Origin of the sequence: Mycobacterium sp. PSTR-4-N (assembly GCF_022348085.1) — a bacterium.
Lineage (GTDB): Bacteria > Actinomycetota > Actinomycetes > Mycobacteriales > Mycobacteriaceae > Mycobacterium.
In genome coordinates, this window is record NZ_JAKRFN010000011.1 from 108,907 (window position 1) to 123,466 (window position 14,560).

Here is a 14,560-nt window from a genome sequence, read left to right on the forward strand (position 1 = left end):
CAGATCTCCCGGTCCGCGCTGACCCGGCTCACCAGCGCACCCCCAACGACGCCACGCCGTAGATGAAGTGGAAGGACCGGAACGCGATGTCGTCGGTGTCGTCGGCGAGCTGCAACGTCGGGAAGCGGCGCAGCAACGCCGGGAAGGCGATCTGCATCTCCATCCGCGCCAGCGGAGCGCCCAGGCAGTGGTGCACGCCGTGGCCGAAGGCCAAATGGCCGGGCGCTCCTCGGCGGATGTCGAAATGTTCTGACGCAGAGATGAACTGGGGATCGCGGTTGGCGGCAGGCAGCGAGGCGAACACCAGCCGGCCGGCCGGGATGGCCACCCCGGCGAGCTCGACGTCGGTGGTGGTGATGCGAGGGATCGAGGTGTGCACGATCGACAGGTAGCGCAGCAGTTCCTCGATGGCCGGGCCAACCGCGGCGGGATCGTCGCGCACGGCCGCCATCTGGTCGGGATGGCTCAGCAGCGCCACGGTGCCGAGCGCCAGCATGTTCGACGTGGTCTCGTGCCCGGCGAGCAACAGTAGCCCCGCGATACCGATCAGCTCGTCGTCGGTGAGCTCGTCGCCGTGCTCGCGCACCAGCATGCCCAGGATGTCCTCGCCCGGGGCGGCCCGAGCCCGCTCGACGAGCGAGCCCATGTAGGCGCGACCCTCCTGGGCCAACTGCAGGCGTTCGGGAATCGGGATGGACAGGTCGAGTTGGCGTGCGCTGCGGCGCTGGAAGTCGTCGCGATCGGCGTAGGGCACGCCGAGCAGTTCGCAGATCACCAGCGACGGGATCGGCAGCGTGACGTGTTCGACGAGATCGGCCGGGGAGCCGGCGGCTTCGAGTGCGTCGAGCTGCGCGTCGACGATCTCGACGATGCGAGGCGCCAGCCGCTGGATCCGGCGGATCGTGAACTCCGGGGTCAGCATGCGCCGAAGTCGTTGGTGCTCAGGGGGATCGAGGCCGAGCAGGTTGCCGGCACGGTTGCGGGCGGCCTCCTCCTCGTCGACCGGGGGTGCGCCGGCCACGACGAACCCGGGCGGCCTGCCATTCGAGAACCGCGCGTGATCGCTGAGCACCGTCTTGACGTCTTCGTGGCGGGTGACGAGGTAGACGTGCATGCCGAAGGCATTGGTGACGCTGGCGACGCCGACGGACTCGCGGATCTGGCCCAGTACCGGCGTCGGATCGAGCCCGTCGCGGCGCATGTGCAGCGGCGGTTGCCCGGCCGCCGGTTCGGTGCGGGTATCGGCCTGACTCATGTCTCGACGCTACCTGCCCGTTAGCCCAGCTACCTTTCCGCGCGCAGCGCCGGCCACCAGATCTTCGGGCCGATGAGCGTGAACAGCGCCGGGATGACGACGGTGCGTACGACGAACGTGTCCAGCAAAATACCGAGCCCCACGATGATGCCGACCTGCGTCAGCGCGATCAGGGGCAGCACCCCCAGCACGCAGAACACCGCCGCCAGCACGATGCCTGCGCTGGTGATCACCGCTCCCGTCGCCGAGACCGCCCGCACGATGCCGTCGCGGGTGCCGTGCTCTGGGGTTTCCTCCCGGGCCCGGGTCACCAGGAAGATCGTGTAGTCCACGCCGAGTGCGACCAGGAACAGCAGCGCGAACAGCGGCACGCTGTTGTCCAGCGCAGGGAAGCCGAACACGTGAACGCTGGCCCACCCGCCGAGCCCGAGGGCGGCAAGGGCGCTCAGTACGGTCACCGCGACCAGGATCACCGGCGCCAGCGCCGAGCGCAGCAGCACGAACAGCACCACCAGCACGACCGCGAGGATCGCGGGCACGACCAGCATGCGGTCCCGGCCTGCGGCGGCCGCCGCGTCCCGGGCCTTGGCGTCGGAGCCGCCGACCAGGCTCTCGGGATCGGCGCCGTGCACGGCGTCACGCAGTGCGTCGACGGTGCCGAACGCCTCGTCGGAGGCGGGCTCGGCGGCCAGCACGACCGACCACTGAGTCAGGCCCTGCGGGGAGGTGCCTGTCGGGTTGGCGGAGACCACGCCCGGGGTGGCGGTGATCGCCTGCTGTACGTCTGCGGCGCGGTCGGTCGAGGCGATGACGAGGGTCGGATCGGTGAGGCCGCTGGGGAAGTGGTCGGCCAGGGTCTCGAAGCCGCTCACCGATTCGGCTTGCACGCGGAACTGCTCGGTCTGCGACAACCCGATCGGCGTGCTCACCAGCCCGGTGCACAACAGCCCGAGCACCGCGAGCGCGGCGACGGACACCACCGCCGGCCGGCGCGCCACCCCGTCGGCGACGCGATGCCACGCACCACCTTCGGTCAGTGCCGTCGCTCCCATCCGGGGAATGAAGGGCCAGAACAGTTTCCGACCGAAGAGGTCGAGGAACGGTGGCAACACCAACAGGACGAACACCGCGGCGACGACCAGTCCGGCGGCGGCCTGGACGCCGAGGCTGCGGGTGCTGGGGGAGGAGGCGAGCAGCAGGGTCAGCAGTGCCAGCACCACCGTCGCGTTGCTCGCGATGATCGCTGGACCGGCCCGGCGCACCGCCGTGGCGAGCGCGTCGTGGTGGAGGGCGTTGCGGCCGAGTTCTTCCCGGTACCGCGAGATGAGCAGCAGCGCGTAGTTGGTGCCCGCGCCGAACACGAGCACGCTGGTGATCCCGGTCGTCGAGCCGTCCGGGGACATGCCGAGACCTTCGGCGACGGCGGTGCCCAACACGCCGCCGACCCGGTCGGCGAACGCGATCACCAGCAGCGGCACCAGCCACAGCACGGGTGAGCGGTACGTGACGATCAGCAGCAGAGCGACCACGGCCGCGGTGACGGCGAGCAGCGTGATGTTGGCACCGGAGAACGAGTCCGCGATGTCCGCGCCGAACGCGGGACCGCCGGTGACCTCCGCGCGCAGTTGCGGGTCCAGGCCGTCGGAGGCCGCTGCGCGGAGTGTGCTGACTTCGTCGCCGAGCGCGAACCCGGATAGGTCGGCCGGCACGGGGACCACGGCGATCGCGGCCTGTCCGTCCTCGGACACCTGCACGGGAGGCCCGCCGGGACCCGCGTCCGCGGCGGCCAGCATGCGCTCGCGCGCCGCGTCGGCGGCCGCCCGGTCGGCGGGGCTGAGCGGCGCGCCGTCGGTGCGGGTCAGGACCAGCAGCACCGGTGCCTGATCGCCACCGGGGAAGTCCGCGCGCAGCGCGTCGGCGCGGGTCGACTCGGCGTTCGCCGGTACGGGCACCGGCGATTGCTCACCTGCGGAGCCGCCGCTCAGCAAGCCCAGGAGTGCGCCGGACACGGCGATGATCAGCACCGCGATCGTCCACGACAGTCGTCTGCTCATGACGGTCAATATTTCAGATACTTAATCGTTAATCAAGTGAACAAGCGGTAAGGTGTGGGCATGGCCGTAGAGGACCGTGCAGCGTTGGAAGCGCTCATTGCCGCCGATGTGCGTGCGCTCACCGCGCAGTCCGACCAGATCGGTCACGCCTTTGCCGCCCGCCACGGATTGTCGGACAACGACTTTCGCGCCCTGCTGCACGTGATGGTGGCCGAGACCAGCGGTGACCCGCTCGCCGCCGGAGGATTGCGCGCCCGGATGGGCATGTCCGGCGCGGCGATCACCTATCTGGTCGAGCGGATGATCGCCTCCGGGCACGTGCTGCGCGAGCCCGATCCCGGCGACCGGCGCAGGGTCAAGCTTCGGGTGGCCGAGCACGGCCTGGCGGTGGCCGGCGAGTTCTTCGCCCCACTGGCCGAGCATTTGAACCGCGCGCTGACCGACGTGCCCGACGCCGATCTGCAGGCTGCCCACCGGGTGTTCAGCGCCGTCGTCGACGCGATGGGTGCGTTTCGCACCGATCTGCGCGTCACCCCTGAGTGAAGGTTCTGGCAGGCTGGATGCTCGATGAGTGAGACGACTGCTGCCGAGACGACGTCGGTGCTGCTCCTGCGGGGTGGCGAGCACGCGAATGACCTGGCGCTGGCCTTCGAGCGGCTGGGCGCCCGTGTCACGGTGTCCGACGACATGGCCGCGCTGACCGATGCGGACGCGCTCACCGCGCTGATCGACGCGACCCGGCCCCGGATCGTCGTCGCCGACGCCGGCGGGGTGGCCATCGATGCGCTGCTCGCCGCCGCCGACCGCGAGGACGTCGAGGTGCTGCCGACGCCGCGCGCGTTGCGGTTGTCGGTGGACGGGGAGGCGCTGCGCCGGCTGGCCGCCGACGAGCTCGGATTGCCGACGGCGCCGTTCTGGTTCGCCGGTTCGGTGGCCGAGCTCACGGCGGTCGCCCAGCATGCCGGCTACCCGCTGCTGGTCAAGCCGGTGACCGCCGCGCCCGGCGAGGGGGAGTCGGTCGTTCTGCGGTCCGATGACATCGAGCCGGCGTGGCGCAGCGCGGTGGCCGGAGGCCGGCTGAGCCTGCAGCGGGTGCTGGCCGAGACAGTGGTCGAGGTCGACGTCGCGGTGACTCTGCTGACCGTGCGCACCACCGGACCGTCGGGGCCTGCCGTCAGCTTTTGCGAACCGATCGGACACCACCGGGAGTCCGCCGAGACACTGGAATCGTGGCAGCCGCAACACCTCTCGGCCGCCGCTTCGGACGCGGCGAAGTCGATCGCGGCGCGGATCGTCAACTCCCTCGGTGGTCGGGGCGTGTTCGCGGTCGAGCTGCTGGTCCGCGGCGACGAGGTGTATTTCAGCGATGTCACACCTCGGCCGCAGGACAGCGCGCTGGTGACTCTGCGCTCCCAGCGTCTGTCGGCACATGAACTGCATGCCCGGGCGATCCTCGGGCTCCCTGTCGACACCATCATGATCTCCCCGGCGGCGATGGAGATCTCTTCCGACGGGCACGATCCCGACGACACCGCCTGGCGGGCCGCTCTCGGTGAGGCGCTCGCGGTCGCCGAGAGCGACGTGCGGTTGTTCTCGGGGCGGCGCTGGTTGGCCACCGCCACCGCGCCCGATCCGATCGTCGCCCGCGACCGCGCTCGGCGCGTGGCGTCGGCGGTGCGCAGGCTGACGTGACCGAGCCCGAGGAGTCCACCGGCAACTCGGCCGCGCCGTTCCTGGGTGCGCTCGCCATCATTGTCGCCATCGTGATCGCAATCTGGTTGTTCAACGTGTTCTCCGGTGACGAACTCACCGACGAGCAACTCATCGGCCGTGCCGCCGCGGGCCACAACGACGCCCTACAGCGCGACGACTACGCGGACTTCCGCAGCTACACCTGCGCCGCGCAGGTCGGCACCGAGGCGGAGATCCTTGACCGGCAACGAGATTCGAAGGCCGCGCAGGGCGAGAGGTTCCTCGACGGGGTGACCGACGTCGAGATCGATGGAAACCGCGCCACCGCATCGGTCACCTACCACTTCGCCAATGCCCCGGATGCCAAGCAGACGGTCGACATCCCGTTCGCGAAGGAGGACGGGGCGTGGAAGGTCTGTTCGACCGGTCCCAGCTAGCTGTGCGACACTCACGACCGTGAGTTATGCCGGAGACATCTCGCCGGAGGAGGCCTGGAAGCTCCTGAGTGAGAACCCCGATGCCGTGCTGGTCGATTGCCGCACCGATGCCGAATGGCGCTTCGTGGGGGTCCCGGATCTGACGCCGCTGCAGCGCGAGACGGTGTTCATCGAGTGGAACCGCACCGACGGCTCCCGCAACGACGGGTTCGTCGACGATCTGCTGGCCGCCGGTATCACCCCGGGCGAGCGACCGGTCGCGTTTCTGTGCCGGTCCGGCAACCGGTCGATCGGGGCGGCCGAAGCGGCCACCCAGGCGGGCATCGGGCCGTCGTACAACATCCTGGACGGCTTCGAGGGCAACCTGGACGAGCACGGCCATCGCGGTGCCACCGGCTGGAAGGCCGTGGGCCTGCCGTGGAGGCAGTCGTGACCGAATCGGTACGTACGCCTGCCGAACTGCCGGAGGGCGTCAGCCAGGCCACGGTCGGCGTGCGCGGCGGCCTGCTGCGGTCCGGATTCGAGGAGACCGCCGAAGCGCTGTACCTGACGTCGGGCTACGTGTACGAGAGCGCGGCTGATGCGGAGAAGGCGTTCACCGGCGAGATCGACCGGTATGTGTACTCCCGCTACGGCAACCCGACGATCTCGATGTTCGAGGAGCGGCTGCGGCTGCTCGAGGGCGCGCCGGCCTGCTTCGCGACGGCCACGGGCATGTCCGCGGTGTTCACCGCGCTGGGCGCGCTGCTGGGTGCCGGTGATCGTCTGGTGGCCGCGCGCAGTCTGTTCGGCTCGTGTTTCGTGGTGTGCAGCGAGATCCTGCCCCGCTGGGGTGTGGAGACGGTCTTCGTCGACGGCGATGATCTGTCGCAGTGGGAGGAGGCGCTGTCGGTGCCCACGCAGGCGGTGTTCTTCGAGACGCCGTCGAACCCGATGCAGTCTCTGGTCGACATCGCCGCGGTGTGCGATCTCGCCCACGCCGCGGGCGCAAAAGTGGTGCTGGACAACGTCTTCGCCACACCCATCCTGCAGCAGGGCTTCCCCCTCGGCGTCGACGTGGTGATCTATTCGGGCACCAAACACATCGACGGGCAGGGCAGAGTCCTCGGCGGCGCGATCCTCGGCAGCACGGACTACATCGACGGTCCGGTGCAGAAGCTGATGCGCCACACGGGACCTGCGTTGAGCCCGTTCAACGCCTGGACGTTGCTCAAAGGCTTGGAGACGCTGGCTCTGCGTGTGCAGCACCAGAATTCGTCGGCGCACCGTATCGCCGAGTTCCTGGAGTCCCACCCGTCGGTGAGTTGGACGAAGTACCCGCTGCTGGAGTCGCATCCGCAGTACGACCTGGCCAAGAGGCAGATGACCGGTGGTGGCACCGTCATCACGTTCGAACTCTCCGGCGGCACGAAGGAACGTGCTTTCGAGGTGCTCGACAAGTTGCGCATCGTCGACATCTCCAACAATCTCGGCGACTCCAAATCGTTGATCACGCATCCGGCGACCACCACCCACCGCGCGATGGGTCCCGAGGGGCGTGCCGCGATCGGCTTGGGCGACGGCGTCGTCCGGATCTCGGTGGGCCTGGAGGGTACCGAGGATCTGATCGCCGACCTCGACCAGGCGTTGGCCTAGGTGTCGCGCCGCTCCGAGCAGAAGAAGGCCCGCCGCAAGAAGCGGCGGGCGGTTCGCGACGAGAGTTGGGTTCCGGCGCGCGTGCTCGAGCAGCTCGAGATCGCCTCTGATCTGGAGGCTTTCGATGAGCAGCTGACCCAGCGCGGCTGGGAGTTCTCCGAGGACATCGACGACGAGGCCGGCGCGGCGTGGTACTGGGTGCCTTCGGAGGCCGAGGTACCCGATGAGGACGAAGTGGTCAACGTGACGGTCGCGCTGCTGACTCCCGACGACGACGGCGAGATCGTGCACGTCGTGTTCGTCGGCACCGCCGACGATTACCAGTTCGGCGTCGAGGAGTTCTTCGCCAACCTCGACGTCATCGAGGCCTACCGATTGGGCGATCCGATACCGGAATTCGCCTGACGGATCGCTGCGGTGACTGCTGCGGGGGCGTCCAGGGGCACGAAAGTGGAGGCGTCCGGCACGTCGATGACCGTCGAGTTCGGGAACAGCGCGGCCAATCGGTGCCCCAGATTCGGTGTGAAGCAACGGTCGTCGGCGCCCCAAACGATGGTGACCGGTTTGGTGAAGCGGTGCAGGCGCGGGGCGACCTCGGTCAGGTCGGTGCGGCCGATCCCGCGGGCCAGCGCGGCGAAGTCACCGGCGATACGACGATCAGTGCGGGCCGGGGTGAGCCACGAGGCGGTCAACTCGGGGTCGAGCCTCCTGGCGAGCAGCCCGAAACCCAACGGAGAGTGCCGCAGCGCGGTGATGCCCATCGGCGCCATCAGCGCGCTGACCGTGATTCTGGTGCGCATCGCGGCGAACACGGCATTGAACGGAAACGGCGGAAACGTGTCGAAGGCATCGCAATTGGTGAGCACGAGGCGGCCGATGCGGTCAGGGTGCGCATCGATGAGGAACTGGCAGATGCCGCCCCCGGTGTCGTTGCCGACCAGGGTCACATCATGCAGATCGAGCTGGGCGATGAACTGGTGCACCATCTCCGCGACACCTTCAGGTGTCAGGGCGGCACGTTCCCGCACCGGGATGCGGTGGGCGCCGAGTGGGAGATTGGGCTGGAGACAACGAAACCCGCGCGCCGCGAGGTCGGCGGCCACGGCGTCCCACAACCGCGAATCGACGAGGGCGCCGTGCACGAACAGCACCGGCGGCAATGTCGAGTCCGCCGGGCCCGGCTCGCGGAACTCGATGGTGGCGGCAGGCAGGTCTACGGACGGCATACCGGATATCCTTTGCGTCGACATTTACGAACACTGAGTACGAAAGTTACGTGCAGACTGTATGGAAGTCAACCCCCGGCCTCGTCGTACCCAGGCGGAGCGCACCGCGGCGACGCGCGCGAAGCTACTCGCTGCATCGCGGAAGCTGTTCGCCGTCAACGGCTTTGCCGACGTGTCTACGCAAGAGATCGTCGCTGCGGCGGGTGTGACCCGCGGCGCGTTGTATCACCAGTTCGCGGACAAAGCCGAGCTGTTCGCGGCGGTGTACGAGGACGTCGAAGCCGAGCTCGTCACCCAGATAGCGACGCGCATCGCCGAGGCGGAGCCGGCTGATCACCTCGCGGCGATGCGTATCGGTGCGCGGCTGTTCCTCGATGTGTGCTCGGCGCCTGCCGTCCAGCGGATCGTGCTGATCGACGCTCCCGCCGTGCTCGGTTGGCAACGCTGGCGTGAGGTGGGTATGCGATATGGCCTCGGCGTGGTGGAGGCGATGCTCGCGCAGGCGGTCGCCGACGGCGTGATTCCGGACCAGCCGGTCCGGCCGACCGCGCACGTGCTGCTGGGCGCACTCGACGAGGCGGCGCTGTTCATCGCGCGCGCCGCGGATCAGGACACGGCGAAGGCCGACATGTATGCAGTCTGCGATCGACTGATCGACGGCATTGCGCGTTAGTTCTTGTCGGCGCCTTCGACGACACCCAGAGCCGACTGGGCACGCTGCTCGTAACCCGCTCGCTTGGTGGTGTCGAACTCGAGAAAGACGTTGTCCAGACCGAGCTTTCGATTCATCCAGCGACGTCCACGAGGTCCGAGCATCTGCGCGGCCTGTGCGGTGAACCGCAGGAACGGCGGCACCGACACGTGCGTCTTCGGCTTGTTGAGCGTCTTGACGATTGCATCCGCGATGTCCTGCGGCTCAGCGGGTTTGATGGACATCTCCTTGGTGCCCGAGATCAGCTCGGTGTTGGTGAACGGCGGCATCACCACCGACACGTGCACACCGTGCGGTGCCACCTCATCGGCCAAGGCGGCGGAGAGGCCGACGACACCGAATTTCGCGCCCACGTAGACGACCTGCCCCGGCACCGGGATGACGCCGGACAGCGATGCGATGTTGATGATGTGTCCGCGACGGCGGGCGATCATGTCGGGCAGGGCCAGCTGACAGCCGGCGATCACGCCGTAGAGATTCACCTCGATCGACGAGCGGATGGACTGCTCGGACTGCTCGAGAAACGGTCCGATCGGCATGACGCCCGCGTTGTTGATCAACACGTCGATGTGGCCGCCGCCGTCGGTGCGGGCCTTGTCCAGGAACGTGGCGAAGGATTCCCGATCCGTGACGTCGAGCGGATAGCCCGAGGCCGGGCCGAGATTCGAGAGCTTGGCGACCGACGACTCCTGGAGGGCGACGTCGCGATCGCCGATCACGACTCGCGCGCCGCGCTTGAGCAGCGCCTCGGCAGTGGCGTAGCCGATGCCCCGCGCGGCACCGGTGATGGCGATCGTCTTCCCGCGGATGTTGTCCATGGCGCCGAACTTTACACGTGTCAAGTTTCGCGGGAAAGGGGGTTGTCCCCAGCCGCCGGGTTATCCCCAGGCTGGGATTTTGGTGCTGCCGGGCCGGTCGGTCCGCCGGTAGATTCGTACATGTGTTCGATTTAGCGCGGGTGGTGGAGGCGGATCTGGTCGAGGTGATGACCAGCTCCGCAGCCGCTGCCGCGCGGGCGGAGGCGATGAAGCTGGCCGCGATCGCCGAACTGTGGCGGCGGCGCCGCCGCCCCGAGCGGGAGCGCTGGGTATGCGCGGACTGGGATGCCGCGGCCGCCGAGGTCGGCGCCGCGCTGGGGATCAGTGCGGGGCGGGCGTCGGTGCAGATGGACCTGGCGGTGGCGATGCGTGACCGCTTCCCCCGACTGGGGGCACTGCTGGCCGACGGGCAGGTCAGCCTCGATGTGGTCAGGGCGGTCGTCTCGCGGACCGCGCTGGTGCTCGACCCGTCGACCCTGCGGCTGCTCGACCACCATTTCGCCGAGGCTGTGGCGGGGTGGGGAGTGTTGTCGCAGAAAAAGCTCGAAGCCGCCATCGACGTGTGGATCCAGACCTACGACCCCGACGCGGTACGTCGGGTGCGTCAGCGCTCACGGGATCGGTCGTTCACCATCGGGGACCGCCACGACAGCTCGGGCATCACCGAGGTGTACGGGCGACTGGCCACCCCCGATGCGGCCCTGCTGGCCACCCGGTTGGCGATGACGATCGCCTCGGTGTGCGACCACGATCCCCGCACCCGGGATCAGAAACGCGCCGATGCGGTCGGCGCGATCGCCGCCGGAGCCACCGCGTTGGCGTGCCGCTGCGGACGCCCCGACTGCGCGGCCGCCCGGATCGATGACGGGCGCGCCTCGTCCATCACGGTCACCGTGATCGCCGACCAAGCTTCCCTCGACGCTCAACCCGACCCGGAGCTGCATGGCGAAGCACCCCCACCCACCTCCACGCCACGAAACACCACACCCGCCGAGGCCGCCGAACCTACCCAACCGACCAAGCCCATCACCACACAGCCGCGTCGGGCGGCGCTGATCGTGGGCCCCGGGGGTGGGATCGTGCCCGCGCCGCTGCTGGCCGACCTGATCGCCCACGGCGCCACGGTCCGCGTCGTCGGCGACCCCGACGGCCTGGCCACCGCGGGCTACCGCCCGTCGACGGCGCTGGACCGGTTCGTGCGCACCCGCGATCTGACATGCCGCTTCCCCGGCTGCGACCGCCTCGCCACCCACGCCGACATCGACCACACCGTGCCCTACCCCGCCGGGGCGACCCATCCGGCCAACACCAAATGCTTGTGCCGCCACCATCATCTGCTGAAAACGTTCTGGGACGGCTGGACCGAACAACAAACCCCCGACGGGCGCCTACACCTGATCAGCCCCACCGGCCACACCTACACCACCACCCCGCTATCAGCGCTGCTGTTCCCGTCCTGGAACACCCGCACCGAACCCCCACCAACCCCCACGAACACCACGCAGCGACCCACCCCGGGCCGCCACCTCAAGATGCCCACCCGCCACCGCAGCCGCACCCAAAACCACACCGCCTACATCCGAAGAGAACGCGCACTCAACCACCGCGAACGCACCCGAGAACACACCGAAACCACCCCACCACAACACAACTGGAGCACCTACTCCACCCCACCCACCGGCGCCGACCCCCCACCGTTTTGACCACAAGGCTCGTACAGGTCGTGGTGCCGCCACCACTGATACGGCGGCGACTGCGGGTATCCCGGCGGGGAGTCCTCCCACGTCTCCTGCCGTCCCAGTGCGGTGATGTCGAGGAGGTTCCACGTGCTCACGAACGCTTCGTCCCCGCGGTTGTCGACGAAGTACGTGCGGAACACCTCGTCGGTGTCCGGGTGCCGGATGAACGCGTTCGTGCCGTGCCATTCGTCGACGTCGAAATCCACATCGAAGACGCCGTCCTCGGCCTCGATCATGGTGAACCACGGCATGTTCCAGCCCATCCGGTCCTTGACCCCCGCGATGTCGGCCTGCGTGCCACGCGACACGTACACGAGCGTCGTGTCGCGTGCGTGCAGATGCGACAGGTCCGGCACGTGGTCGGCCATCAGCGAACAGCCCACGCAGCCGCGCTCGGGCCATCCGTTGACGCTGGGATCCATGAACGCCCGATACACGATCAACTGGCGCCTGCCCGCGAACAGGTCCCGGAGCGTGACCGGCCCGTCGGGGCCCGAGAACCAATACTCCTTGTCTACCGGAGTCCACGGCATCCGCCTGCGCATCGCGGCCAAGTCGTCGCGCTCCCGGGTGAACGCCTTCTCTCGAATCAGCATCTCCGCCAACGCCTTATGCCACTCCGCTGCCGACACGACCCGAGGCTCCATCGCCACTCCATCCCGAAACGTTCAACACTCTAGTTGAATGTCAGCACACCATCACCCGTCGCTATAGTCAACAATGTGGTTGAAGATCTTCTCGATCGCGCCTACGCCGCACTCGCCGATCCGACACGGCGGCAGCTCCTCGAGGCCCTGCGACACGGCGACGCGCGCATCACCGACCTGGCCGCGCCGCTTCCGATGAGCTTCGCCGGGGTGTCCCGGCACGTCGCCGTCCTCGAGTCCGCCGGGCTCGTCCGCCGGGAGATCCGCGGCCGCGAACACTGGCTCTCGCTGGATTCCGACGGACTCTCGCCGGCCCGGCAGTGGATCGACGAGCAGGCCGAGTTCTGGTCCGCCCGCGCCGACGCGCTCTCCGAGCGGCTCCGCGCGAAAGCCAAGACCCGATGACCGGACCCGTCGTGCGGGTGCGCCGCGTGATGCCCGCTGTCCCCGAGGACGTCTTCGACGAATGGCTCGACCCCGACGCCCTGATGGCTTGGATGTGTCCCCGGCCGACCCACTGCGTCGCCGTCACCGTCGACCCTCGCGTCGGCGGACGCGTGCGCTTCGACATCGACGACGGGGGCCACTCGGTCCTGATCTGCGGGCAGTTCCTCGTCGTCGACCGACCCCGCCACCTCAGATTCACGTGGAGCCACTCGGGCTGGGCCGATCCGACGGCCGCCAGCGTCGTCGACGTCACCTTCGAGCCCCACGGTGCCCACGACACCCTGATGTCGATCGAGCACACCTTGCTTCCCGCCGAAGGGTTCGACGACCACGACCACGGCTGGGCCGTCACCGCGGACCAGCTGCAGTCGCGGGTGAACCGACGGTTGCGCTTCGTCCCCGTCAATCAGGACGATCCGCTGGCCACGCCGCTGATCGACGAACTGGCCGTCGAGTACGCCGACCGCTACGGCGGCCAGCGCGATCGTGTCCACGCCTGGCTGCGCAGCTATCCGCACGCCGAGTTCGAGCCACCGTCGGGCGGCCTGCTGATCGGGCTGCTCGACGGACGTCCCGTGACCGGCGGTGCGTTCCGCCGTTTCGACGACGCCACCGCCGAGCTCAAACGGATCTGGACCGACAGTCGCCATCGCCGACGCGGCCATGCCAAAACGCTGATGGCCCAGCTCGAATCGGCCATCGCGGCGCGCGGTTACACCCGCGTGTACCTCACCACCGGGGACCGCCAACCCGAGGCGGAAGCGCTGTATCACTCGATGGGGTACACCCGGCTGGACGAGCCACTGCCCTATGACGGTGAGTCGTACGCGGTGGCCTTTCTCAAAGATCTCTCCTAGGAGCGCCCTATAGGCTTGCCGATGTGTCGCAGGCGACCGTGGGCTGGTTGATGCTGGCCGCTGCTGCGCTGACGTTCGTCTTCGGCGGGCTCTCCCGAGTCTTCGTCGGGCGTCGTCGGCACTCCGCGGGTGTCCAGCGGATGGTTCACGTGTTCCGCCGCACCGGCATCGCCCGGGTGCTGTTCGGCCGCTTCGACGACGACGTGCTCAACGACGACGAGCTCGACACGATGATCCTGATGCCCGCGATCGTCCTCGCCTGCGGCCTGGCTCTGACCGCCATCTTCCTGTTGGGCTACGACACCCTGGCTTGAGCAGCCCGCGCCGCCTCTGCGATGGGACCCCGCCACACCGGGCCGTGACCGGGCAGCAGCACCTCCGACTGCACTCCCGACAGCACGTCGAGGCTGCGCCGGCACGCCTGCTCGTCGTGGTTGAACAGCGACGGCAGCAGCTGCGGACCGGGGCGCGGTGCCACCGGATGATCGGTCACCAACGCGTCGCCGCTGACAAGCACGCCATCCACCAGATACGAGCAGTGCCCGCCCGTGTGTCCGGGCGTCGCGATCACCTGCGGCGTTCCCGGCAGCCCGGCCGCCACCTCCTCGGTGAGCGGTTGCGCCGTCGGAATGCCCTCGTGGGTCAAGCCGCCGTTGCGCACGAGCGCCAACGACCAGAGCAGGTACGCCGGACGCCAGGCCCGGGCGAGGACATCCCGTGGCGACGCCTGCTCGAGGTACTCGCGCCGGACGTGCCCCACCTCCGGGCCGTCGCAGAACACCGGCGTGCCGTGCTCGCGGGCGAACCAGATCGCAGAGCCGAGGTGATCGACATGGGCGTGCGTCAGCAGGATCGCCCGCACATCGGACGGCCCGAAACCGAGTCCGGCCAACGACCTCAGGACGTCGTCGCGGTCGCCCGGATAGCCCGCGTCGATCAGGATCACCCCACCGTCGCCGGCCACCAGCGTCCAGTTCACGAGATCGGTTTGGGCGAAGTGCACGCGGTCGGTGACGGCCGCGACAGCCAGGGTCATGTCGC

General features: G+C 68.8%; 17 protein-coding genes and 1 pseudogene. 12 read left to right on the forward strand and 6 right to left on the reverse strand.

Going from position 1 to position 14,560, the window contains the following annotated elements; all coding sequences use genetic code 11:
• Positions 1-28: 28 nt before the first annotated feature.
• Positions 29-1,255 (reverse strand): cytochrome P450, encoded by a 1,227-nt coding sequence (locus tag MHN84_RS16440; protein WP_241205592.1) that lies wholly within the window; start codon positions 1,253-1,255, stop codon positions 29-31.
• A gap of 29 nt (positions 1,256-1,284) precedes the next feature.
• The gene (locus tag MHN84_RS16445) at positions 1,285-3,309 is read right to left on the reverse strand and encodes an MMPL family transporter (protein ID WP_241205593.1); all 2,025 of its coding nucleotides are present in this window, start codon (positions 3,307-3,309) and stop codon (positions 1,285-1,287) included.
• 60 nt (positions 3,310-3,369) lie between these two features.
• Between MHN84_RS16445 and MHN84_RS16450 the strand changes: the two genes are divergently transcribed.
• The 6 genes from MHN84_RS16450 to MHN84_RS16475 are packed head-to-tail and all read left to right on the forward strand — an operon-like array spanning position 3,370 to position 7,478.
• Positions 3,370-3,852 carry a MarR family winged helix-turn-helix transcriptional regulator gene (locus MHN84_RS16450; RefSeq protein ID WP_241205594.1) on the forward strand — a complete coding sequence of 161 codons (483 nt, stop codon included), beginning with the start codon at positions 3,370-3,372 and terminating at the stop codon, positions 3,850-3,852.
• 24 nt (positions 3,853-3,876) lie between these two features.
• Positions 3,877-5,001, forward strand: a complete 1,125-nt coding sequence (gene purT / locus MHN84_RS16455; RefSeq protein ID WP_241205595.1) for a formate-dependent phosphoribosylglycinamide formyltransferase — start codon at positions 3,877-3,879, stop codon at positions 4,999-5,001.
• The gene (locus tag MHN84_RS16460) at positions 4,998-5,438 is read left to right on the forward strand and encodes a lumazine-binding protein (protein ID WP_241205596.1); all 441 of its coding nucleotides are present in this window, start codon (positions 4,998-5,000) and stop codon (positions 5,436-5,438) included. Before purT ends, MHN84_RS16460 begins: the two co-directional genes overlap by 4 nt.
• A gap of 19 nt (positions 5,439-5,457) precedes the next feature.
• Entirely contained in the window at positions 5,458-5,871 is a 414-nt protein-coding gene (locus MHN84_RS16465) for a rhodanese-like domain-containing protein (RefSeq protein WP_241205597.1), read from the forward strand.
• Positions 5,868-7,073 (forward strand): O-succinylhomoserine sulfhydrylase, encoded by a 1,206-nt coding sequence (locus MHN84_RS16470; RefSeq protein WP_241205598.1) that lies wholly within the window; start codon positions 5,868-5,870, stop codon positions 7,071-7,073. The genes MHN84_RS16465 and MHN84_RS16470 overlap by 4 nt, the downstream gene beginning before the upstream one ends.
• A complete protein-coding gene (locus MHN84_RS16475) occupies positions 7,074-7,478 on the forward strand; it encodes a hypothetical protein (RefSeq protein WP_241205599.1) in 405 nt (134 codons plus the stop codon).
• Here the strand turns inward: MHN84_RS16475 and MHN84_RS16480 are convergent.
• Positions 7,442-8,299, reverse strand: coding sequence for an alpha/beta fold hydrolase (locus tag MHN84_RS16480; protein ID WP_241205600.1), 858 nt, complete (start codon positions 8,297-8,299; stop codon positions 7,442-7,444). The two genes, MHN84_RS16475 and MHN84_RS16480, sit on opposite strands and share 37 nt — an antisense overlap.
• 61 nt (positions 8,300-8,360) lie before the next feature.
• Between MHN84_RS16480 and MHN84_RS16485 the strand changes: the two genes are divergently transcribed.
• Positions 8,361-8,972: a TetR/AcrR family transcriptional regulator gene (locus MHN84_RS16485; RefSeq protein ID WP_241205601.1), complete on the forward strand. Its 612-nt coding sequence runs from the start codon at positions 8,361-8,363 to the stop codon at positions 8,970-8,972.
• On the opposite strand, the gene MHN84_RS16490 is transcribed toward MHN84_RS16485, so the two are convergent.
• Positions 8,969-9,829, reverse strand: a complete 861-nt coding sequence (locus MHN84_RS16490) for an SDR family oxidoreductase (protein ID WP_241205602.1) — start codon at positions 9,827-9,829, stop codon at positions 8,969-8,971. The two genes, MHN84_RS16485 and MHN84_RS16490, sit on opposite strands and share 4 nt — an antisense overlap.
• A 122-nt stretch (positions 9,830-9,951) precedes the next feature.
• Between MHN84_RS16490 and MHN84_RS16495 the strand changes: the two genes are divergently transcribed.
• On the forward strand, positions 9,952-11,532 hold the full coding sequence (locus MHN84_RS16495) for an HNH endonuclease signature motif containing protein (RefSeq protein ID WP_241205603.1): 1,581 nt from the start codon (positions 9,952-9,954) through the stop codon (positions 11,530-11,532).
• Here the strand turns inward: MHN84_RS16495 and MHN84_RS16500 are convergent.
• Positions 11,490-12,215 carry a DUF899 domain-containing protein gene (locus tag MHN84_RS16500; RefSeq protein ID WP_241205604.1) on the reverse strand — a complete coding sequence of 242 codons (726 nt, stop codon included), beginning with the start codon at positions 12,213-12,215 and terminating at the stop codon, positions 11,490-11,492. The genes MHN84_RS16495 and MHN84_RS16500 overlap by 43 nt on opposite strands.
• Before the next feature lie 75 nt (positions 12,216-12,290).
• Between MHN84_RS16500 and MHN84_RS16505 the strand changes: the two genes are divergently transcribed.
• From MHN84_RS16505 to MHN84_RS16520, 4 genes and pseudogenes are all read left to right on the forward strand, one after another.
• Positions 12,291-12,620, forward strand: a complete 330-nt coding sequence (locus MHN84_RS16505) for a helix-turn-helix transcriptional regulator (RefSeq protein ID WP_241205605.1) — start codon at positions 12,291-12,293, stop codon at positions 12,618-12,620.
• Positions 12,617-13,045, forward strand: a pseudogene (locus MHN84_RS16510) (SRPBCC domain-containing protein); the annotation flags it as partial. The gene MHN84_RS16505 and the pseudogene MHN84_RS16510, both read left to right, overlap by 4 nt.
• Complete coding sequence (locus MHN84_RS16515) at positions 13,025-13,519, forward strand: GNAT family N-acetyltransferase (RefSeq protein WP_241205651.1); 495 nt, start codon at positions 13,025-13,027, stop codon at positions 13,517-13,519. The pseudogene MHN84_RS16510 and the gene MHN84_RS16515, both read left to right, overlap by 21 nt.
• A gap of 23 nt (positions 13,520-13,542) precedes the next feature.
• Positions 13,543-13,833: a hypothetical protein gene (locus MHN84_RS16520; RefSeq protein ID WP_374238376.1), complete on the forward strand. Its 291-nt coding sequence runs from the start codon at positions 13,543-13,545 to the stop codon at positions 13,831-13,833.
• On the opposite strand, the gene MHN84_RS16525 is transcribed toward MHN84_RS16520, so the two are convergent.
• Positions 13,815-14,555: an MBL fold metallo-hydrolase gene (locus tag MHN84_RS16525; RefSeq protein WP_241205606.1), complete on the reverse strand. Its 741-nt coding sequence runs from the start codon at positions 14,553-14,555 to the stop codon at positions 13,815-13,817. The genes MHN84_RS16520 and MHN84_RS16525 overlap by 19 nt on opposite strands.
• Between the last annotated feature and the right edge of the window lie 5 nt (positions 14,556-14,560).